General features: G+C 68.4%; 18 protein-coding genes. 6 read left to right on the top strand and 12 right to left on the bottom strand.

Going from position 1 to position 20,455, the window contains the following annotated elements:
* Positions 1–3 precede the first annotated feature (3 nt).
* On the top strand, positions 4–474 hold the full coding sequence (locus tag HPY32_RS09135; protein WP_067591337.1) for a VOC family protein: 471 nt from the start codon (positions 4–6) through the stop codon (positions 472–474).
* Between the two features lie 47 nt (positions 475–521).
* Here HPY32_RS09135 and uvrB read toward each other — a convergent pair whose 3' ends face one another.
* A complete protein-coding gene (gene uvrB / locus HPY32_RS09130) occupies positions 522–2,693 on the bottom strand; it encodes an excinuclease ABC subunit UvrB (protein WP_067591340.1) in 2,172 nt (723 codons plus the stop codon).
* Between the two features lie 944 nt (positions 2,694–3,637).
* Between uvrB and HPY32_RS09125 the strand changes: the two genes are divergently transcribed.
* Both HPY32_RS09125 and HPY32_RS09120 read left to right on the top strand, forming a co-directional pair.
* The gene (locus HPY32_RS09125; protein ID WP_231951761.1) at positions 3,638–4,207 is read left to right on the top strand and encodes a DUF402 domain-containing protein; all 570 of its coding nucleotides are present in this window, start codon (positions 3,638–3,640) and stop codon (positions 4,205–4,207) included.
* 86 nt (positions 4,208–4,293) lie between these two features.
* Entirely contained in the window at positions 4,294–4,818 is a 525-nt protein-coding gene (locus HPY32_RS09120) for a ribonuclease FAU-1 family protein (RefSeq protein WP_067591343.1), read from the top strand.
* 3 nt (positions 4,819–4,821) lie between these two features.
* Here HPY32_RS09120 and coaE read toward each other — a convergent pair whose 3' ends face one another.
* The 3 genes from coaE to rpsA form a co-directional block, all read right to left on the bottom strand.
* Positions 4,822–6,000 carry a dephospho-CoA kinase gene (gene coaE, locus HPY32_RS09115; RefSeq protein ID WP_067591346.1) on the bottom strand — a complete coding sequence of 393 codons (1,179 nt, stop codon included), beginning with the start codon at positions 5,998–6,000 and terminating at the stop codon, positions 4,822–4,824.
* A gap of 1,091 nt (positions 6,001–7,091) precedes the next feature.
* Positions 7,092–8,621: an alkaline phosphatase family protein gene (locus HPY32_RS09110; RefSeq protein WP_067591349.1), complete on the bottom strand. Its 1,530-nt coding sequence runs from the start codon at positions 8,619–8,621 to the stop codon at positions 7,092–7,094.
* Positions 8,622–8,988: 367 nt separating this feature from the next.
* Positions 8,989–10,452: a 30S ribosomal protein S1 gene (gene rpsA / locus HPY32_RS09105; RefSeq protein ID WP_067591352.1), complete on the bottom strand. Its 1,464-nt coding sequence runs from the start codon at positions 10,450–10,452 to the stop codon at positions 8,989–8,991.
* A gap of 251 nt (positions 10,453–10,703) precedes the next feature.
* On the opposite strand from rpsA, the gene HPY32_RS09100 reads away from it, so the two are divergent.
* Positions 10,704–11,579, top strand: a complete 876-nt coding sequence (locus HPY32_RS09100; RefSeq protein ID WP_067591355.1) for a class I SAM-dependent methyltransferase — start codon at positions 10,704–10,706, stop codon at positions 11,577–11,579.
* A gap of 9 nt (positions 11,580–11,588) precedes the next feature.
* Here HPY32_RS09100 and HPY32_RS09095 read toward each other — a convergent pair whose 3' ends face one another.
* The 4 genes from HPY32_RS09095 to HPY32_RS09080 form a co-directional block, all read right to left on the bottom strand.
* On the bottom strand, positions 11,589–12,278 hold the full coding sequence (locus tag HPY32_RS09095) for a hypothetical protein (RefSeq protein WP_067591358.1): 690 nt from the start codon (positions 12,276–12,278) through the stop codon (positions 11,589–11,591).
* Between the two features lie 109 nt (positions 12,279–12,387).
* The gene (locus HPY32_RS09090) at positions 12,388–12,555 is read right to left on the bottom strand and encodes a type II toxin-antitoxin system antitoxin (RefSeq protein WP_167486528.1); all 168 of its coding nucleotides are present in this window, start codon (positions 12,553–12,555) and stop codon (positions 12,388–12,390) included.
* Positions 12,555–13,415 carry an SPFH domain-containing protein gene (locus HPY32_RS09085; RefSeq protein ID WP_067591361.1) on the bottom strand — a complete coding sequence of 287 codons (861 nt, stop codon included), beginning with the start codon at positions 13,413–13,415 and terminating at the stop codon, positions 12,555–12,557. The genes HPY32_RS09090 and HPY32_RS09085 overlap by 1 nt, the downstream gene beginning before the upstream one ends.
* 167 nt (positions 13,416–13,582) lie before the next feature.
* Positions 13,583–14,938 (bottom strand): FAD-binding oxidoreductase, encoded by a 1,356-nt coding sequence (locus tag HPY32_RS09080; RefSeq protein ID WP_067591364.1) that lies wholly within the window; start codon positions 14,936–14,938, stop codon positions 13,583–13,585.
* Positions 14,939–15,009: 71 nt separating this feature from the next.
* Here HPY32_RS09080 and HPY32_RS09075 point away from each other — a divergent pair, with 71 nt between their 5' ends.
* Positions 15,010–15,921 carry a LysR family transcriptional regulator gene (locus HPY32_RS09075; protein ID WP_067591367.1) on the top strand — a complete coding sequence of 304 codons (912 nt, stop codon included), beginning with the start codon at positions 15,010–15,012 and terminating at the stop codon, positions 15,919–15,921.
* Between the two features lie 73 nt (positions 15,922–15,994).
* Here HPY32_RS09075 and HPY32_RS09070 read toward each other — a convergent pair whose 3' ends face one another.
* The 4 genes from HPY32_RS09070 to HPY32_RS09055 form a co-directional block, all read right to left on the bottom strand.
* On the bottom strand, positions 15,995–16,747 hold the full coding sequence (locus HPY32_RS09070) for an amino acid ABC transporter ATP-binding protein (RefSeq protein ID WP_067596073.1): 753 nt from the start codon (positions 16,745–16,747) through the stop codon (positions 15,995–15,997).
* An 8-nt stretch (positions 16,748–16,755) separates the two neighbouring features.
* Entirely contained in the window at positions 16,756–17,682 is a 927-nt protein-coding gene (locus HPY32_RS09065) for an amino acid ABC transporter permease (protein WP_067591370.1), read from the bottom strand.
* Between the two features lie 6 nt (positions 17,683–17,688).
* The gene (locus HPY32_RS09060) at positions 17,689–18,597 is read right to left on the bottom strand and encodes an ABC transporter substrate-binding protein (protein WP_067591373.1); all 909 of its coding nucleotides are present in this window, start codon (positions 18,595–18,597) and stop codon (positions 17,689–17,691) included.
* A 149-nt stretch (positions 18,598–18,746) separates the two neighbouring features.
* Positions 18,747–19,811 carry an isocitrate/isopropylmalate dehydrogenase family protein gene (locus tag HPY32_RS09055; RefSeq protein ID WP_067596074.1) on the bottom strand — a complete coding sequence of 355 codons (1,065 nt, stop codon included), beginning with the start codon at positions 19,809–19,811 and terminating at the stop codon, positions 18,747–18,749.
* Positions 19,812–19,902: 91 nt separating this feature from the next.
* Between HPY32_RS09055 and HPY32_RS09050 the strand changes: the two genes are divergently transcribed.
* Positions 19,903–20,418, top strand: coding sequence for a 2'-5' RNA ligase family protein (locus tag HPY32_RS09050; protein WP_067596075.1), 516 nt, complete (start codon positions 19,903–19,905; stop codon positions 20,416–20,418).
* Positions 20,419–20,455 lie beyond the last annotated feature (37 nt).

Below are 20,455 nucleotides of genomic sequence, written 5' to 3'. Positions count from 1 at the left end.
ACCATGACGAACACCGTGAATCCGATCCCCGAGGGCTATCACTCGATCAACTGTTTCCTGGCCGTTCCCGACGGCAATCGCGCCATCGAGTTCTACCGGGCCGTCTTCGGCGCGGAGGTGTTGAGCCGCAACGACCTTCCCGACGGACAGCCCGCGCACGCCGAGTTGAAGATCGGCGATTCGACCATCCAGGTCGGCATGCCGATTCCGGCGGAAGGGGTGCGCGCACCGGCCGAGGACTGGGTGCACACCAGCATCGTGCACTACTGCCCCGACGTCGACGCCGTGGTGAAGCTCGGCCGTGAGCACGGCGCCAAGCGCGTCGTGGAGCCGCAGACCTTCGTGACCGGCGACCGCTTCGGCGTGGTCATGGACCCGTTCGGGCACCGCTGGGTCTGCATGACCCGGGTGGAGGACGTGTCCCGCGAGGAGGGCGAGCGCCGGGTGAACGAATGGATGCGAGCCCAGGGCTGAGCCGCCGGACGGACCGGCCGGTCGTGCCGAAGCGCCTGCGGCGCAACTCATTTCAGACCGGCCGCGTCCATGCCCCGCAGTTCCTTCTTCAGGTCGGCGATCTCGTCGCGCAGCCGGCCCGCCAGCTCGAACTGGAGCTCGCGGGCGGCGTTCATCATCTGGTCGGTCAATTCCTTGACCAGGTCGGCGAGTTCGGCGCGCGGCATGTTCGCGATGTCGCGGCCCTCGTAGACGCCCGCGCTCACCGCGCGCCCCGGCTCGCCCTGGGCGCGGCGGCCGCGGCTGGCGTTGCGGCCCGAGCCGCCGATCTCGACCTCGGTCTCGTCGGCCTCCCGATACACCTGGTCGAGAATGTCGGCGATCTTCTTGCGCAACGGTGTCGGGTCGATGCCGTTGGCCTCGTTGTAGGCGATCTGTTTGGCGCGGCGGCGCTCGGTCTCGTCGATGGCCTGGCGCATCGAGTCGGTGATCTTGTCGGCGTACATGTGCACCTCGCCGGACACGTTGCGGGCCGCGCGGCCGATGGTCTGGATGAGGCTGGTGGCGCTGCGGAGGAAGCCCTCCTTGTCGGCGTCGAGGATGGCGACCAGCGACACCTCGGGCAGGTCGAGACCCTCGCGCAGCAGGTTGATGCCGACCAGCACGTCGTAGTCGCCGAGGCGGAGCTGGCGGAGCAGTTCGACGCGCCGGAGCGTGTCGATCTCGGAGTGCAGGTACCGCACCCGCACGCCGAGGCCGAGCAGGTAGTCGGTGAGGTCCTCGGCCATCTTCTTGGTGAGGGTGGTGACCAGCACGCGCTCGTCGCGCTCGGTGCGCAGCCGGATTTCGTGCACCAGGTCGTCGATCTGGCCCTTGGTCGGCTTGACCACCACGTGCGGGTCGACCAGGCCGGTGGGGCGGATGACCTGCTCGACGAATTCGCCGCCGGTCTGCCCCAGTTCGTACGGGCCGGGGGTGGCCGACAGGTACACGGTCTGGCCGATGCGCTCGGCGAACTCCTCCCAGGTGAGCGGCCGGTTGTCGACGGCCGACGGCAGCCGGAAGCCGTATTCGACGAGGTTGCGCTTGCGCGACATGTCGCCCTCGTACATGCCGCCGATCTGCGGGACGGTCACGTGTGACTCGTCGATGATGAGCAGGAAGTCCTCGGGGAAGTAGTCGAGCAGGGTGGCCGGGGCGGACCCAGCCGGGCGGCCGTCGATGTGGCGCGAGTAGTTCTCGATGCCCGAGCAGAACCCGACCTGGCGGATCATCTCGAGGTCGTACTGGGTGCGCATGCGCAGCCGCTGCGCCTCGAGCAGCTTGCCGTGGCGTTCCAGCTCGGCCAGCCGCTCGTCGAGTTCGACCTCGATGTCGCGGACCGCGCGTTCCATGCGCTCCGGCCCGGCGATGTAGTGGGTGGCCGGGAAGATGCGCAGCCGCTCGACCTGGCGCACCACGTCGCCGGTGAGCGGGTGCAGGTAGTACAGCGCCTCGATCTCGTCGCCGAAGAATTCGATGCGGACCGCGAGTTCCTCGTAGGACGGGATGATCTCGACGGTGTCGCCGCGGACCCGGAAGCTGCCGCGGGTGAAGGCCATATCGTTGCGCGTGTACTGGATGTCGACCAGCAGCCGCAGCAGCCGGTCGCGGTCGACCTCGCCGCCGACCTCGAGCATGACCGACCGGTCCAGATAGGACTGTGGCGTACCGAGGCCGTAGATGCACGACACCGACGCGACCACCACCACGTCGCGGCGGGACAGCAGGCTCTGGGTGGCGGAGTGGCGCAGGCGCTCGACATCGTCGTTGATGGAGCTGTCCTTCTCGATATAGGTATCGGTCTGCGCGATGTACGCCTCGGGCTGGTAGTAGTCGTAGTACGAGACGAAGTACTCGACCGCGTTGTGGGGCAGCATCTCCCGTAGCTCGTTGGCCAGCTGCGCGGCCAGCGTCTTGTTCGGCGCCATCATGAGGGTGGGGCGCTGCAGGCGCTCGATCAGCCACGCCGCCGTCGCCGACTTGCCGGTGCCGGTGGCGCCCAGCAGCACCACATCCCGTTCGCCGCCGGTGAGGCGACGCTCCAGTTCCTCGATGGCGGTCGGCTGGTCGCCGGCGGGGCGATGCTCGCTGACCACCTCGAACCGGCCGTCGGCCCGCTCGATCTCGCCGATGGGCCGGAACTCCGAATGCGCCAGCGGTGTGGTCCCCTCGGCGGGAAGCTCGGATGCGAAAGCCATGCGCCCAGCCTAGGACGACCCACCGACAACAAACAGCCGCCCGGAACGGGTCGCGCCACGCCACGAAGCGCAGTGAGACATCTCACTGGCGTCGCGGTCGGCAGCCGCCCGGCATACGGCCGCGCGAGGGTCTGCCGCGACCGCGAGGGTGCCCGGCCCGGGCCGAGTGTGCGCTCGGCTCGCTACCGTCCGGCAACCCGCTCGGGCGCGAACGCGGCGGTCGGCAGGCCGCGGCGCCGCCCGGCATCGGGCACTCGTTTCGCACCGATCGGCCGATCGGACGTCGCCGAAGGCCCGGAAACCATCGTCGCCGCTCGTCGGCGTCGTTCCGCACCGCGCGGGAGTGGTCGTCGGCGTCCGCTGTCGTGCAGCACATTCCGCGGGCGCGGTTGCGGAATCCTTCGGGCCGCTTCGATTACCCGGGCGGACGAGCGGGCGATCTATGAAATCTACTCTGCGGAAACATATTTCACCAGGAAATTCGAAACATGGTGTCATGCAATGGATCTCCAGGCGGATGTCCATCATTGCGACGACATAACCTCTTCCCCAGCACAATTCGATTCGCACGATCGTCGTGGCCACGTCCCACGATCGAACTGGACAGCTGTCCATAGCAAATCATCCGACCGGTTGCCGACAGCATCGAGCACCGCCCCGGCAACGCGGCCGACAACACCCTGGTCGGACCCACCTCGTGTCCGAAATGTCCGGTGGCGCAAGGGAGCTCGGCGATTGTCGCGAATCCGTGACGGGCCGATTCCTTTACGTTCACAATCGACCCGCCCAGGTAGCTGGGGTGTACTCTGACACGGTCCGAGAGTCGAGAGGGCAGTGTCATGGCCGGTTTCCTCACATCCCGCCTCGCCGGGGCCGCGGTACCCGGAGTCGCGAGTCGCGCCAGCTGGAACCAGCGCACTACCGCAAGCAACGGAGTTGCCTCCATGCAGTTGAAAAAAATTCACGTACCCGGTCTGCACTCCACCGCCGCAGCGGCCACTCCGCCCACATCCTCGCACCGACCTCGCGTCGAATACTTCGATCTGGCCGATCTGACCAAGACCGACTGCCGCGGATTCGTGCACTCGGTGGAGCGCTACCACAGCGAACCGTGGGGTCTGTACCTGATGCGCGCGGCCGACACGCCGCCGTTCCGGTACACCGAGGCGTGGCTGCTGCCGCAGCTGTCCATCCGGGTGAGCATGCATCACATCAACGCCGCGCACGACCGCGATCCCGTCTATCACATCGACATCGGCGAGTTCGACCGCATCGAACCGAAGCGCTGGCGGGCCGTCTTCCACTACATCGACGTCGTCGCCCGCAACGGGTGCGTGCCCGAACTGCGCGGGGTCGACGACCTGTTCGCCGCCCACGCTGCCGGGCATGTCGATGCCTCCACCGCGCAGAACGCGTTCGCGCGGGCCACCGCGGTCGTCGACGGCATCGCCTCGCACGAGCACAATTTCGAACGCTGGCTCGGCGCCCGCGGGATCACGCTGACCTGGCTGTAGGCGACCGACCGGGCCGGGCCGGGTCCACAGCATTTCGACAGCTTCGACATGCTGCGCGCAGGGGCTACACGGTACATTCTGAATGCATGACCCAGGCGCACATGGTGGATCTGCACCGACCCAAGGTCGAGTACTTCAATCTCGCCGATCTCACCAATATCGACCCCAAGGGGTTCGTGCGGTCCGTCGAGCGCTACCACGTCGAGCCCTGGGGTCTCTACATGGCGCGCACCGCCGACCATCGCGAATTCCACTACATCGAGTCCTGGCTGCTGCCGACGCTGGGGCTGCGCGCGACGGTGTTCCACTTCCATCCGACCGCCCGGCGCGACCAGAACTACTACCTCGACGTGGGCGAGTTCGGGGAGGTCGAGCCGGGGCGCTGGAAATCGGTGGACCACTATCTCGACATCGTGGTCCGCACCGGCCGCGAGGCCGAGCTGCTCGATGTCGACGAGCTGCTCGCCGCCCACAACGCGGGCTACCTCGGGCTGCGCGACGCCCAGCAGGCCATCGAGATCGCGACCGCGACGATCGACGGAATCGCAAGTCACGGTTACGATTTCGAGGACTGGCTGCAGGCCCGCAATATCAAGCTGAGCTGGCTGTAGCGGTCAGCCCCGCGCGGTGAGCACGCGCGGATACACCTCGGCGAGCCACGGGTTGCGCACCCCCAGATACGCCTGGGTCGCGGCCTCACCCGTCAGCCCGGCGGTCGCCGCCTCGGCCTTCTTCTCGACCGCCAGATACTCCTCCCGCGCGCCCGGGTCGGCGCGCAGCCAGTCCCGGAACGCGAGCGCGAAGCGCTGGTTGGGCCAGCCGTCGACGCGTAGGTGAACGGTGGCCGCCCGCCCCGGATCGGCGGTGCCGTGTACCCGCTTGCCCCACCGCCCGGGATCGGCGCCCGGCGCGGGGTCGTCCGGGGCGAATTCCTCGATCCGCGGAAAACCGGCCTGCTCCAACGGCTCCCGCAGCGCGTCCGCGGCATCCAGGGCCGCCACGGTGATCTGGATGTCGATGACGTCCCGGGCCGGGAGACCGGGCACCGCCGTCGGCCCGATGTGGTCGATGCGCCGGGCGCCCGCGCCGCACACCACGGCCAGGCGTCCGATCAGCCGCTGCGCCACCGGTCCCCATTCCGGATCCGGCGATGTCGGGCGCGGGCGCTCCGGGCCCCGGGTACGCGCGCGCAGATTGTGTTCGAACGGCACCAGCCGCTCCTCCCACAGCCGACGCACCTGCGGCTCCAGCGCGGCGGCGTCGCCGTTGTTGTCGAGCAGGACGTCCGCGGCGGCCCGGCGCTGCTCGTCGGTGGCCTGGGCGCGGATGCGGGCGAGCGCGTCGTCGCGGTCGATGCCACGGAACTCGGTGAGCCGCCGGATGCGGGTCTCGGTCTCGGCCAGCACCACGACCACCAGATTCATCAGCGATCCCAGCCCGTTCTCGACGAGCAGCGGAATGTCCTGCACCACAATCGCATCCGCGGGGGCGGCGGCGATGATCTCGGCGGTGCGCCGGCCCACCAGCGGATGGGTGATGCCGTTGAGGGTCGCGCGGGCCTCGTCGTCGGCGAACGCCCGGGCCGCCAGGGCCGGGCGATCCAGGCTGCCGTCCGCGGCCAGGATCTCGGGACCGAACGCCGCGGCCAGGGCCGCCAGCCCCTCGGTGCCGGGCGCCACCACCTCGCGCGCGATCGCGTCGCTGTCGACGAGCACCGCGCCCCGCTCGACCAGCATCCGCGCCACGGTGGACTTACCCGCTCCCATGCCTCCGGTGAGACCGATTCGCAACATCCGTTCAGTCTCGCATCCCGCGTGGCCGCCCGCCGGGGTCGGGGCGCGGCGACAAACCGGCAATCGGGCTGAATACCCAGGCGGGCAACAACTGTCACGCCCGGTTCGGCAAATTACTCATTCCGTGACGACGGTGATATCAATTCGCAACGTATTCCGAGCGATTCGGACTCGAGGTCCGCAACTTCTCGACACGCCGGGATCGAAGTCCCGCAAAATACATAACCCCACACTTTTGTTCCGCTACTGTTCGCCGCAGGCGATCCAGGCAGTACCAAGCAAGCAAAGGAACACCATTGGGCACCAGAAACATCCAGACGGGTCGCCACCGACTGGGCACGGCAGGCACGGTGCACTGCCTTCACATCCCCGCCGTGGCGGCGGCACTCGCGGAATACCGGCGCCCCTGGCTCGCCACCCTCCTCAGCCCCGCCCGCCACAGCTTCACAGCCATCCGCAAGCGCACCGCGGCAGCCACGCCATACTGGGTCCCTGCTCCGGCCAGCTGATCCCGGCCAAAAACACGCCGGGAACAGAGGTTGAGGTACGCCCGGGAACAGAGGTTGAGACACGCCGAGAACAGAGGTTGAAGCACGCCGGGAACAGAGGTTGAGGTACGCCGGGAACATGAGATCGAGGCACGCCGGGATGACGTGCGGCCCGCACGCTTGGATGCTGGTTTGACGTACCCCTGGGATGCTGGTGTGGCCCGCACGCCCGGATGACGGTGTGGCCCCGCGCACCTGGATGACGTTGCAGCCCTGGTACAGGAATCACGGTGCAGCCCTCGTCATCCCGGCGGGTGGAGGTTCCGTCATCCTGACGGATGCGCCCTTTGCTACCACGGCGATGCCAGACCCATCATCCCGGCCCGCTGGAAATCCCCGTCATCCCGGCGTGCTTTCAAGTCCCGTCATCTCGGCATGCTTTCAAGTCCCGTCATTCCTGCGTGCTCTCAAGTCCCGTCATCCCGGCGTGCTCTAGTCCCGTCATCCCGGCATGCTCTCAAGTCCCGTCATCCCGGCGTGCTCTAGTCCCGTCATCCCGGCGTGCTTTCAAGTCCCGTCATCCCGGCACGCTTTTGGCCGGGATCAGATGATGCCGCTCGGGTGGCGGCGGGTGCCTGGGGTTTGGGTGGGCATGGTGTTCGGGGGGACCGGGTAGGGGGTGCCGTGGCCTGCTGTGCCGGCGGCGATATTCGGGCCGCATTGTGCCAGGGCGGCGGCGGTGCGGGAATTCGGGTCGGTGATGCGGGGTGGTATCGCGTCGGGGGTGGAGGCGAAATCGAAGGCGGAGGTCATATCGCCGGTGACGCCGCGTCGCCAGGGCGTCAGATTCGGTACCTCGACACCGAAACGGCGCTCCAGCAAACGCAATTGCGAGGTGTGGTCGAAGGTCTCCGAGGCGACCAGGCCGCCGCGCGAATAGGGCGAGAGCACCAGGCACGGGACGCGGTATCCCAGGCCGATCGGCCCGGCGATGCCGCCTGCGTCCTCCACGTTCTTCAGGTCCACGCTCAGGTACTCCCCCGATGTGCCCGGCGGCGCGGTCGGCGGCGTGACGTGATCGAAGAAGCCGCCGTTCTCGTCGTAGCTGACGATCAGCGCGGTCTTCTCCCACACCTTCGGATTCGAGGTCAGGATGTCGAGCACCTGCATGATGCCCACCGCGCCCAGTGCCGGTGGCAGCGCCGGATGCTCGCAGTTGAACAGCGGCGGAATCACCCACGACACCGACGGCAGCCGATCGGCGGCCACGTCGGCGGCGAAGTCGTTCGGGTACACCGGGGCCTTACCCCGTTGCGCCAGTTCGGAATTCGGGTCGGCGGCCTGCTTGAAACAGCCCAGCATGCCGTCCAGGATCACCGACGAGATCGGGCCGATATCGCGGTTGTTGTAGATTTTCCAGCTCACTCCGGCGTCGGACAGGTTCTCCGGGTACGTGCGCCAGCTGTACGCGTTCTGCGGAATCAGGTACGGCGTCTTCACCAGCGGCCCACCGGCGCGCCCGTCCGGATCGATGGTGGCCGAGATCCAGTACAGCCGATTGGGATCGGTGGGGCCGAGCACCGAGCAGTGGTAGTGGTCGCAGAGGGTGAACGCGTCGGCGAGGTCGTGGTGGACCGGAATGTCGTCGCGGGTGTAGTACCCCATGGCCGCGGGGCCGTTGCCGGGGCCGACGCTGGCGATGGACATCGGCATCCAGCGGTCGTTCTTCCCGCCGTTCCACGCTTCGTGCATGCCCGCCCAGCTGTGGTCGGGGTCGTTGATGCACTCACCGTCCAGGCTCGCGCCGCGGGTGGTGTCGAGCCGGAACGGGACGATGTACCCGTCCGGGGTGGGGCCGACGCCGGGCGTGTAGCCGTACTGCTGCCAGGCCGCCGACGGATCACCGAATCCCCGGACGCCGGAAAGGGTTCCGAAGTAGTGGTCGAAGGAGCGGTTCTCCTGCATCAGTAGCACGAAGTGCTCGATGTCGCCCAGCCCGCCCATTCCGGCCGGGTCGGCCGCGTGCGCCCGCTCGATAATGGGATTCGCCCAGGACGACAGCGCGGCGACACCACCGGCCGCCATCGCCTTCGCCAGAAAATCCCGCCGGTTGATGCCGTCGAAAAGACCCATGCTGACGCTCGAACCTTCCAAGGATTGTGGAATAGCACAGTTTCAAGTCCGCGACAGAGGCTACCGGACAGTCGACCTAGGAACCATCGGCGGGCCGCGCGTCGGGCAGATTGTGCGGGTGAATGTCTCGGGAACTGTAGAAGGCGGGGGTGTGAAGATCCCAGCTCCACGGCCCCAGGGGGCCGTGGAGCTGGGAAGACGAAAGGCCGATGACGCTGGGCAGACGAAAAGGCCGATGACGCTGGGCAGACAAAGGCTGGTGACGCTGGGCAGACAAAGACCGGTGATGCTGGGCAAACAAAAGCCGGTGACCGAGCAAAGGGGAAGGCCCCGGTCCGGGGACCGGGGCCTTCTGCCTTGGGGCGAATTATGCGTTGCCGGAGAGCTTCTCGCGCAGGGCGGCGAGTTGGGCGTCGCTGGCGAGGGAACCGCCGGCGGGCTCCGACTGGGAAGTCGACGACTGCGCACCGGACTCGGAGGAGTAGTTCGACGGGGCGCCGTTGGCGGCCTCGGCGGCGGCGTCGGCGGCCATCTTCTCCATCTGGGCGGTGTGCATCTTGTGGCGACGCTCCGCCTCGGCGTAGCGGCCTTCCCACTCTTCGCGCTGCTTGTCGAAGCCCTCGAGCCATTCGTTGGTCTCGGGATCGAAGCCCTCGGGGAAGATGTAGTTGCCCTGGTCGTCGTAGCTGTCGGCCATGCCGTACTTCGACGGGTCGAACTCGGCGTGGTAGTCCTCGTTGGCCTGCTTCAGCGACAGCGAGATCCGGCGACGCTCGAGGTCGATGTCGATGACCTTGACCATCGCGTCGTCGCCCACGGCCACGACCTGGTCCGGCACCTCGACGTGGCGCTCGGCCAGCTCGGAGATGTGCACCAGGCCCTCGATGCCCTCCTCGACGCGGACGAACGCGCCGAACGGCACCAGCTTGGTGACCTTGCCCGGCACGATCTGGCCGATGGCGTGGGTGCGGGCGAACTGACGCCACGGATCTTCCTGGGTCGCCTTGAGCGACAGCGAGACCCGCTCGCGGTCCAGGTCGACGTCGAGCACCTCGACGGTGACCTCCATGCCGACCTCGACGACCTCGGACGGGTGGTCGATGTGCTTCCAGGACAGCTCGGAGACGTGCACCAGGCCGTCGACGCCGCCGAGATCGACGAACGCGCCGAAGTTGACGATCGAGGACACGACGCCCTTGCGGACCTGGCCCTTCTGCAGCTGGTGCAGGAACTCGCTGCGGACCTCGGACTGGGTCTGCTCGAGCCAGGCGCGGCGGGACAGCACCACGTTGTTGCGGTTCTTGTCCAGCTCGATGATCTTGGCCTCGATCTCCTTGCCGACGTACGGCTGCAGATCGCGGACCCGGCGCATCTCGACCAGCGACGCGGGGAGGAAGCCGCGCAGGCCGATGTCGAGGATCAGGCCACCCTTGACGACCTCGATGACGGTGCCCTTGACGGCCTCGTCCTTCTCCTTGAGCTCCTCGATGGTGCCCCACGCACGCTCGTACTGCGCCCGCTTCTTCGAGAGGATCAGGCGGCCTTCCTTGTCCTCCTTGGTGAGAACGAGGGCCTCGACCTCATCGCCCACGGAAACGACCTCGGCCGGGTCGACATCGTGCTTGATGGACAGTTCGCGGGAAGGAATGACGCCTTCGGTCTTGTAACCGATGTCGAGCAGAACCTCGTCGCGGTCGACCTTGACGATGGTGCCTTCGACGATATCGCCGTCGTTGAAGTACTTGATCGTCTTGTCGATAGCGGCGAGGAAGTCCTCGGCGGAGCCGATATCGTTGACGGCTACCTGCGGCGAGGTGACGGTGGTGGGCATATGTTGGGTTGCTCCGGACGGATTGTGGTCGGTAGTGGACATGTGGACTTTCGGGTTTGCCGTGAACGCACAGCGATGGGGCTCATCCCCGCGCGCGCGGGAAGCACAACGCTGTACTCGATTGCACTGGACTCACAGCACGCGCGCGTCTGCAATACGCAAGTACTGAAGACACTCGCGGGATTAGCGTACGCGACGTGAGTTGCGGCAAGCAAACAAGGGCTCCCCTGCCGAGTCGATACTCTTCCATCATGCCGCAAGATCACCTCGTTCCGCCCGTCGAAGATCGTCACTCCCAAGCGAATGCCCTGCTCGGCACCGTAGGGGTTGCCCGCAGCAAGATCAATACCGAGGCCAGCCAACGGGCCAGTCGCCGGTGGTGGGATGCCGACGCCGCGCAGTACCACGACACCCATGCCGACTTCCTCGGCGTCGACTCGCCGGGCGGCGAGTTCGTCTGGTGTCCGGAGGGGTTGCACGAGGCCGACTGGCGACTGCTCGGCGACGTCGCGGGCAAGCGGGTGCTGGAGATCGGCTGCGGGTCGGCGCCGTGCTCGCGCTGGCTGGCCGGGCAGGGCGCGCATCCGGTCGGCCTGGATCTGTCGCGCGGGATGCTCGAGCGCGGGCTGGCGGCGATGGCGCGCGGCGGGCCGCGGGTGCCGCTGGTGCAGGCCGGGGCCGAGGCGCTGCCGTTCCCGGACGAGAGCTTCGACCTGGCGTGCTCGGCATTCGGCGCGGTGCCGTTCGTGGCCGATTCGGCGCGGGTGATGCGCGAGGTGGCGCGGGTGCTGCGGCCCGGCGGGCGCTGGGTGTTCTCGGTGAATCACCCGATGCGCTGGATCTTCCCCGACGATCCGGGCCGGGAGGGCCTGCGCGCCACCATGTCCTACTTCGATCGCACGCCCTACGTGGAGGTCGACGCCGACGGTGACCCCACCTACGTCGAACACCACCGCACCCTCGGCGATCGGGTCCGCGAGATCGTCGCCGCCGGGCTGACCCTGGTCGATCTCATCGAGCCGGACTGGCCGGAGTGGCTGGACCGCGAATGGGGCCAGTGGAGTCCGCTGCGCGGTGAGATCTTCCCCGGGACGGCCATTTTCGTGACGGAGAAGGCGGCTCGCTGAACCGGAGCGTCACGCCCGTCGAATCGGCATGGTCTCCGCCGGAATCTTTTCCGCACCCTTGTCGTCCTTGGCGTCGTTCTTGGTCGGCCCGGCCGTCGCCCCCGCCGTCGCGGGCCCCGTGAACGGCGGCAGCGCCGCGAACCGCGGGTCGATGCGCGCGGTGCGGCTGACGTGGATGATCCAGCGGCGGGCCCGGCTCAGCGGATGCTCCGGGAACATCGGATCCCAGCGCAGTTCGTCGGCGACGTTGTAGGGCAGGCGGCCCTTCACGTCAGCGGCGTAGGGGTGGGGCGGGAACATGTTGGGGAAGCCGACCTTCGGCACGACCGCCGCCTCCCGCACGCCCGAGCGGCCGGTCTCGGCACACATGATCTTGACGATGGCGCTGCAGGTGGCCTTCGGGATCACGATGCCGGCCGTGAAACCCAGCCCGGACGAGCGGTCCGGCAGCGGGAACTTCTCCACCCGCAGCACGGCGGGCTGGGAGTCCACGGTGATGACGTGCGCCTCGACGAGGCACCCGAATTCGGCCTGCAGTTCGGTGAGCCGCCGCCGCAGGGTGTCGGCGTCGCTGAGCGGCGCCGGCAGGTCGGGCACCGCATCGATATAGGTCAGGGTGACGACGTCACCGGTGACCGGATCCCCCCACCTGTTCGGATCGAGCTGCTGTAATCCCCCGGTTTCGAACGCGATTGGCACGCGACCACGCTACCGATTCGTGACATTTTCGCACGTCCTTGGGCATTTTGTGCCCAATACGTGACGGATCGGTAATAAATTCCGGACCAAACGGGTGATGGGTTTGTTTCTATCCCCGGCGCTTGGGGGAACGCCCGGCGTGCTCGAGTGCCATCCGAAGGGCAAATTCGATCTGCGCGTTGACGCTGCGGAGATCGTCGGCCGCCCACGTGGCGATGGCCTCGTGGACGGCCGGATCCAGCCGCAGTAGCACGCGCTTCGGCTCGCGCTTGGCCATCAGGCGTACAGCGACCCGGCGTTGACCACGGGGGTGGCGGAGCGGTCACCGCACAGCACCACCAGCAGGTTCGACACCATGACCGCCCTGCGCTCCTCGTCGAGGTCGACCATGCCCTCGCGGGTGAGCCGCTCCAGTGCCATGCCGACCATCCCGACCGCGCCGTCGACGATGCGGCTGCGGGCCGCGACCACCTGGGCCGCCTGCTGGCGGACCAGCATGGCCTGGGCGATCTCGGGCGCGTAGGCGAGGTGGGTGATGCGGGCCTCGAGGATCTCGATGCCGGCCAGCGCGGTGCGTTCGCGCAGTTCGGCGGTCATCTCCTCGGCGACCTCGGTGCCGTTGCGCAGGCTGGTGCGGGTCGCGTCGTCGGAGTCGTACGGGTGCGTGGTGGCCAGGTGCCGGACGGCGGCCTCGGACTGGGTCTGCACGAAGTCCTCGTAGTCGTCGACGGCGAAGGCGGCCTTGAAGCTGTCGACCACCCGGTAGACGACGACGGCCGCGATCTCGACCGGGTTGCCGTCGAAATCGTTGACCTTCAGCTTCTGGGTCTCGAAGTTGCGTACCCGCAACGAGATTCGGCGCTTGTTGGTCAGCGGGGCCGCCCAGTAGAAACCGGCCTCGCTCACCGAGCCGATGTAGCGCCCGAAGAACTGCAGCACCCTGGCCTCGTTGGGACCGATCGTGGTGAGCCCGGTCAGCAGCACCACCGCCACGATCCCCACCACATAGCCGACGACGGCGAGCACCGCGGCATGCGATGCCGACACGCCACCGACGACGAAGCCGCCGACCGCCAGCACCAACAGGACCACCAGCATCAGAAACCCATTGGCCCGAAACGCCTGACGAAGCTCCATGACATCCTCCCACTATCGAAGTGATATCACGAAGATAGTACGCGAGGAGGCGAGAGTCCAGCGCCGCCACCACAACGTTTCCGCCCGCGAAGCCGCCCCAACGCTCTCCGCGCCGACGAAGCCACCCCAACGTTCCCCGCCCCGGCGAAGCCGGGGCGGGGATCTCCTTACTGCGGGGCGATGTTTCGGTTGAACCGGAACAAGTTGGCCGGGTCGTACGTGGTCTTCAAGGCCGCCAGGCGCTCATACGTCTCCCGCTCGTACCCCGCGCGAGTCTGGTGTTCGTCGGCGAGATCGCCCGCGCCGTAGAGGAAGTTCGGGCTGTGGCCGATCGTCCAGGGGGACAAGGTCTTGGCTATGAGGGTGTGGTGGTCGCGGATTGTGGTGCCGTCGGATTCGGGGGCGGTGATGAAGCAGGCGATGTAGGCGGCGGAGCGGTGGTCGACCGCGATGCCCGCCGGGCCGGGGCGACGGAGGGCGCCGCCCAGGTGGCGGAATCCGGCTACCACCGGGGTCGGCGACTGTGGGCCGGTGACATCGAGGAAGGCGGTGGTGGCCTCGGCGGGGAGGGCGGACAGCAGGGTGTTGGTCGCGGTGTAGGCGTGCGGGAAGTCGGGATCGCCGTATATGGTTTCGGTTTCGGTGTAGGGCATGGTGCGGAGGTCGTCGCGGAGGCGGGGGCCGATTGCGCGGAGCTCTTCCACCAGTCGTTCGCCGTCTGCCTCCGCGCCGGTGTAGGCGATATTGACGGTCGCTATGTAGCGGCCGCGCAACGGTTCCGGGATCGCGGGGATATCGGGCATGGTCATGGTCGTGATGGCCGAGGTCATTTCGTCCGGTACCCGGGCGGTCCATTGCCGCCATGCCTCCAGCGCCGCGGGCACCAGCGGGGTGTCGAAGACGAGTTGGCCGCCGTAGACCGTGGTGATCGGGAACAGGGCGATCTCCAGGGCGGTCACCACGCCGAAGTTGCCGCCGGTGCCCAGGACCGCGCCGAACAGTTCGTCGCCCGGCAGCACGCGGCGCAGGCGGCCGTCGGCGGTGACCACCTCGACGGCGCGGACGTGGTCGGCGGCGTAGCCGAAGGTGCGGGCCAGGATGCCCAGGCCGCCGCCGAGGTGGTAGCCGATCACGCCGACCGATGCCGACGAGCCGTTGAGCGGCGCCAGCCCGTGCGCCACCGCCGCCTCGATCAGCGCGCCTGCCCGCACGCCCGCCGAGACGCGCGCGGTGCGGGCCTCGGGGTCGATCGACACCTCGGTCATGCGGCGGGTGCCGATCAGCACACCGCCGTCCGCGGCCCGGGACAGGCCGTGGCCGGTCGCCTGCACCGCCACCGGGAGTCCGTGCCGCGCAGCGTATTCCACGGCGCTGCGCACGTCCTCGGCGTGCCGTGCACCGATCACGAGGGCGGGCCGATGGGTGTAGGCGGTCTGGAAGCCCGCGATCTCCTCGTCGTATCCGGCCTCGCCCGGCCGGAACTGCGGGGCGGTGAGGTCGATGTGGGGCGTCGTGTTCGTCATGACATGAACTCTGCTCGGCCTTGAGCGAGAAGTAAAACAGATAGATCTTCTCGTCGCTAGAATTATTAGTTATGGAACTTCGGCAGCTGCGCTACCTCGTCACCGTGGTCGAGGAGGCCAGCTTCACCCGCGCCGCGGCCCGGCTGCACCTGGCACAGCCCGGTCTGAGCGCCCAGATCCGGCAGCTGGAACGGGAATTGGGGCAGCCGCTGCTGGATCGGTCCGGCCGCTCGGTCACCCCCACCGCCGCCGGGGCCGCGGTGCTGCCGCATGCCCGCGCGGCCCTGGCGGCGGCGCAACGGATTTCGCACACGGTCGACGAGTTCACCGGGCTGCTGCGCGGCCACGTGCGCATCGGGCTCATCTCCGGCGCGGCCACCGAGGAATTCGATGTGGCCGGGGTGCTGGCGGCCTTCCACCACGACCACCCCCAGGTCGGCATCAGCCTCACCGAGGACACCACCGACCGGATGCTCGCCGCCCTGTCCCGCGGCGAGCTCGATATCGCCCTGATCGGGCTCACCGGTGCGGAGCTCGACCCCGGCCTCGGCATCGATGTGGTGCTCGATGTCCGCGTCGATGCCGTCGTCGCCACCGCCAACCGCGAATTCGGCGACCGCACAACGCTGTCCGAGCTGCGCGACCGCCCGCTGCTGTGCCTGCCCCGCGGCACCGGCATCCGCGGCATGTTCGAACGCGCCTGCGCCGCCGCCGGTTTCGCACCGCGCATCGACTTCGAGGCGGCCGCCCCCGCGCTGCTCGTCCGGCTCGCGGCCGCCGGTCTCGGCGTCGCGGTCGTCCCCGAGCTGTCGCCGGATCAGGCCGCGGCCGCCGGGGTGCGCGTGGTCGCCGTCGAGGAGCCCGAACTCCGCGGCCGACTGGCCCTGGTGTGGCGCGCGGACCGCCAGGCATCGCCCGCCGCCAAGGTCCTGCTCGGTCAGCTCCGAATCGCCCTGGGCCACGGCGACTCCCCCGTGCCCTGACCCGTCGGAACCACGAAAAACGCGCCCCCGCCGACGATTCGGCAAGGGCGCGTTTCCGGACGGAAACCGATTCTCAGAGGATCCGCGACAGGAACGCCTGGGTGCGTTCGTGTTTCGGATTGGCCAGCACCTCGCGGGGGTCGCCCGACTCCACCACGACGCCGCCGTCAATGAACACCAGCTGATCGGCGACCTCGCGGGCGAAGCCCATCTCGTGGGTGACCACGACCATGGTCATGCCGGAGGCGGCCAGCTCGCGCATGACGCCGAGCACCTCGCCGACCAGCTCCGGGTCCAGCGCCGAGGTGGGCTCGTCGAACAGCATGAGCTTGGGGTCCATGGCCAACGCCCGCGCGATGGCGACCCGCTGCTGCTGCCCGCCGGACAGCTGCGCCGGATAGGCATCGGCCTTGTCCGCCAGGCCCACTCGGTCCAGCAGCTCCTTGGCCCGGGTGACCGCGTCGCCCTTGCGCACGTTCTTCACCTGGGTGGGCGCCTCGATGATGTTCTCCAGCGCGGTCCGATGCGGGAACAGGTTGAAATGCTGGAACACCATGCCGATGTCGCGGCGCTGCCGGGCGGCGTCCTTCGGGCTCAGCTCGTAGAGCTTGCCGCCCTTCTCGCGATAGCCGACCAGTTCGTCGTCGACGTACAACCGCCCGGCGTTGACCTGCTCGAGATGGTTGATGCAGCGCAGGAAGGTCGACTTGCCCGAGCCGGACGGGCCGACCAGGCACATCACCTCCCCGCGCGAAACCTCCAGCGAGATGCCCTTGAGCACGTTCAGCGCGCCGAAGTTCTTGCACACCCGCTCGGCGCGGATCATCGGCGCGGTCATTTGCCCACCTCCGAGATCTGTGCGTTGGCCAGCGCGCGCAGCTGCTTACTGGACAGGTTACGGGTCGCCCCGCGGGAGAAGTACCGCTCCAGGTAGAACTGGCCCACCATGAGCACGCTGGTGACCAGCAGGTACCAGGTCGCGGCGACCAGCAGCAGCGGAATCGGCTGGAAGTTCACGCCGTAGATGTCGCGGGCCACACCGTAGACGTCGATGGTCAGCGGAATGGCGGCCGCCAGCGACGTCGTCTTCAGCATGCTGATCAGCTCGTTGCCGGTCGGCGGGATGATCACCCGCATCGCCTGCGGCAGCACCGTGCGGCGCATCGTCTGCCCCCACGACATGCCCAGGGCGATCGATGCCTCCCGCTGCCCCTCACCGACGGAATTGATTCCGGCACGGACGATCTCGGCCATGTAGGCGGCCTCGTTGAGCGCCAGGCCGACGACCGCGAACAGGAACGGCGACGACAGGCTCTGCACGTCGATGTGCACGAAATGCGGTCCGCCGAACGGGATTCCGAAGTCCATCGTCTTGTACAGCGACGGGAACAGGCCCCAGAACACCAGCTGCACGTAGACCGGGGTGCCGCGGAAGATCCACAGATACACCCACGACACCGAGCGCAGCACCGGGTTGGGCGACAGGCGCATCACCGCCAGCATCACGCCCAGCACCACGCCGATGATCATGGCCAGCACGGTGAGTTCGAGAGTGACCAGGACGCCGCTGGCGATCCGGGTGTCGAGCAGATATTTCGCGTAGGTGTCCCAGCGGTAGGCCGCATTGGTGGCCGCGCCGTAGACGAACAGCGCGACCAACGCGAGGATGATGACGGCGGCCACCCAGCGGCCCGGATGCCGCAGCGGCACCGCCTTGATCGGGACGGGGTCGGAGGTCGGGGAAGGGTCGTGCGAACTCACCTGCGGTCAGCCTTTGGCTCCGTTGATGACCGACGTGGTGATCGCGCCGTCCTGGACACCCCAGTTCTCGCAGATCTTCCGGTACTCACCGGAGTCCATCAGGTGCTGGACCGCCTGTTGCAGAACCGGTCCCAGCGGCGAGTCCTTCGGCACCGGCCAGCCGTACGGCTCGGCCTCGAACACCGGGCCCGCGGCCTCGATCTTGTCCTTGTTCTGCTTGATGGCGTACGCGGCCACCGGGGAGTCGGCGGACATGGCGTCGACCTGGCCGAGCACCAGCGCGGTGGCCGCGGCGCTCTGCTCGTCGAAGGCCACCTTGGTGATCTCGGGCTTACCGGCGTCCTTGCACGCCTTGCTCTTGGCCGGGACCTCGTCGGTGTCCTCGGTGGTGGTGCGCTGCACGGCGACCTTCTTGCCGCAGGCGTTGTTCGGGTCGACGGGCTTGCCCTTCGACTGCGCCCACTGGATACCCGCGGAGAAGTAGTCGACGAAGTCGACGGTCTTCTCCCGCTCCTTGTTGTCGGTGAACGACGACATGCCCAGGTCGAAGGTGCCGGCCTGGATCGCCGGGATGATCTTCTCGAAATCGGCCTGCTGGTAATCGGTCTTGACGCCCAGTACCTGACCCACCGCGTCCATCAGATCGATGTCGAAGCCGACGATCTTGCCGGTGTTCGGATCCCGGTACTCGTTGGGCTGATACGGGACGTTGACACCGACGACCAGCTTGCCCGCCTGCTTGATCTTGTCCGGTAGCTTCGCGGCGAGCGAGTCGACCTTCGCCACAGGAACCTTGGACACCGTCGGTGCGTTGGTCTCGGTGTTGGTGGTACACCCCGCCAGCACCAGCGCACCGCCGGCGAGAGTACATGCGGCCCGCAGGAATTTCCTGCGGGCACCGGATCGAACAGACACAGCAGCCCTCCATGTTTGGGTGAGCGACAACCGGGCGTCGCCCGCCGTTCGAAATCTAGGCGATTCGGACCGACTGTGCCGGTCGGTTACCGAAGGTTAGTCCGCGCCGGGGACGACGGGGGCCCTTACACGCCGAGTTCGGCACCCTATCACCATCGTCGCACCCGGGCGCACACCTGTTCGGTGAACTCACTGGTCGAGGCCAGTCCGCCCAGATCGGCGGTGGCGACGCCCGCCTCGAGGGTGGCCGCGACCGCCCGCTCGATCCGGTCGGCCGCGTGCGCGGGCCCCGAATCCCCCGTGCGGGCTCCCAGCCACCGCAGCAGCATTGCCGCCGACAGCTGCAGCGCCGCAGGGTTGGCGCGGTTGCGCCCGGCCAGCGCCGGGGCCGCGCCGTGCACCGCCTGCGCCATGGCCCGGGTATCGGAGCAGTTGAGCGAGGCGGCCAGCCCGAGCGACCCGCTCAGCTCCCCCGCCAGATCGGACAGGATGTCGCCGAACAGGTTCTCGGTGACCAGCACGTCGTAGTCGCCGGGGGCGCGCACCAGGTGCGCCGCGGCGGCGTCGACGTGCTCGTCGTCGACGGTCACGGTCGAATACCGCCGGGCCACTTCGTAACACACGTCACGGAACAGGCCCATGGTCAGCGGGAGCACGTTCGCCTTGTGCACGATGGTGACCCGCTTGCCCCGGGTCGCGGCGAGCCGGCACGCCTGATGCGCGATCCGCTCGCAGGCGGCGCGGCTGACCACGCCGACCGACAGCGCCAGGTCCGGGGTGGGCCGGAACTCGCCCGAGCCCGCGGCCATATTGCGGTCGGCGTAGAAGCCCTCGCTGTTCTCCCGCACGATCACCAGATCCGTCCCCGGGGTGGTGGCGCGCACGCCGGGAAACGCCCGCGCCGGACGGATGTTGGCGTACAGGTCGAACCGCTTGCGGATGGCGCCGCCGGGCGGGGCGCCGACGCGGTGTTCGGGGGCGTAGGAGGCGTTGTCGTGCGGGCCGAGGATCCAGCCGTCCAGCCCCGCCAGCGCGTCCAGCGTGGAATCCGGCAGTGGCACACCGAATTCGGCGATCGCCGCGTGCCCGATCGGCAGCGGCACCCAGTCGACGGCGGTCAGGCCCGCCGCCGCCACGGCCTCGTCCACGACCGCGCGGGTCGCGCGCACCACCTCCGGCCCGATGCCGTCGCCCTCGATCAGGCCCAGCCGCATCGCCGCTCGCTCACCGTCGTTCGCCGCGCTCACCCGACCATCCTCTCAATCGCCCCTGTCTCCGGAGTCGACGGCGTATGTTCCCATGATCATGGTGCAGTCGGTCGAATTGCTGTTGGACGACGCGGCCGATGCGGAGATTCGCCGCCAGTGGCGGCTGCTGGCGAGCGCGGGCGTGCACAGCCCCGCCGCCGGGCATCGCCCGCACATCACGCTGGCGGTGGCCCGCCAGATCTGGCCGCGGCTCGAGGATGCGCTGGCGCGCTTGGACTTCCGGCCGCTGCCGGTGCGGCTGGGCGGGCTGGTGGTGTTCGGCGCGCGCAGCCCGATCCTGGTCCGGCTGGTGGTGCCGACCGAACAGCTGCTGGAGTTGCAGCACCGGGTCTTCGGCGTGATCGCGCAGTGCCCCGGCATCCCGGCGAATGTGCGGCCCGACGCCTGGACTCCGCACATCACCCTGGCGCGCCGAGTGAAGCCGCAGCAGATCGGGGAGGCGGTGCACGCGGTCGCGAACGATCACGATTTCCCCGCTACGGTTGTGGGTATTCGCCGTTGGGATGGCGACCAGCACCGCGAATGGCCGGTCGCTCGCGGGAGCGGAAGATAACCGAACCGCCCGGCGTTGCACCGGGCGTACCCAGACG

This window comes from Nocardia terpenica (genome assembly GCF_013186535.1).
GTDB classification, from domain to species: Bacteria; Actinomycetota; Actinomycetes; order Mycobacteriales; family Mycobacteriaceae; genus Nocardia; species Nocardia terpenica.
The sequence above is the reverse complement of the archived record's forward strand: the minus strand, read 5'-3'. Positions and strand labels throughout refer to the sequence as shown.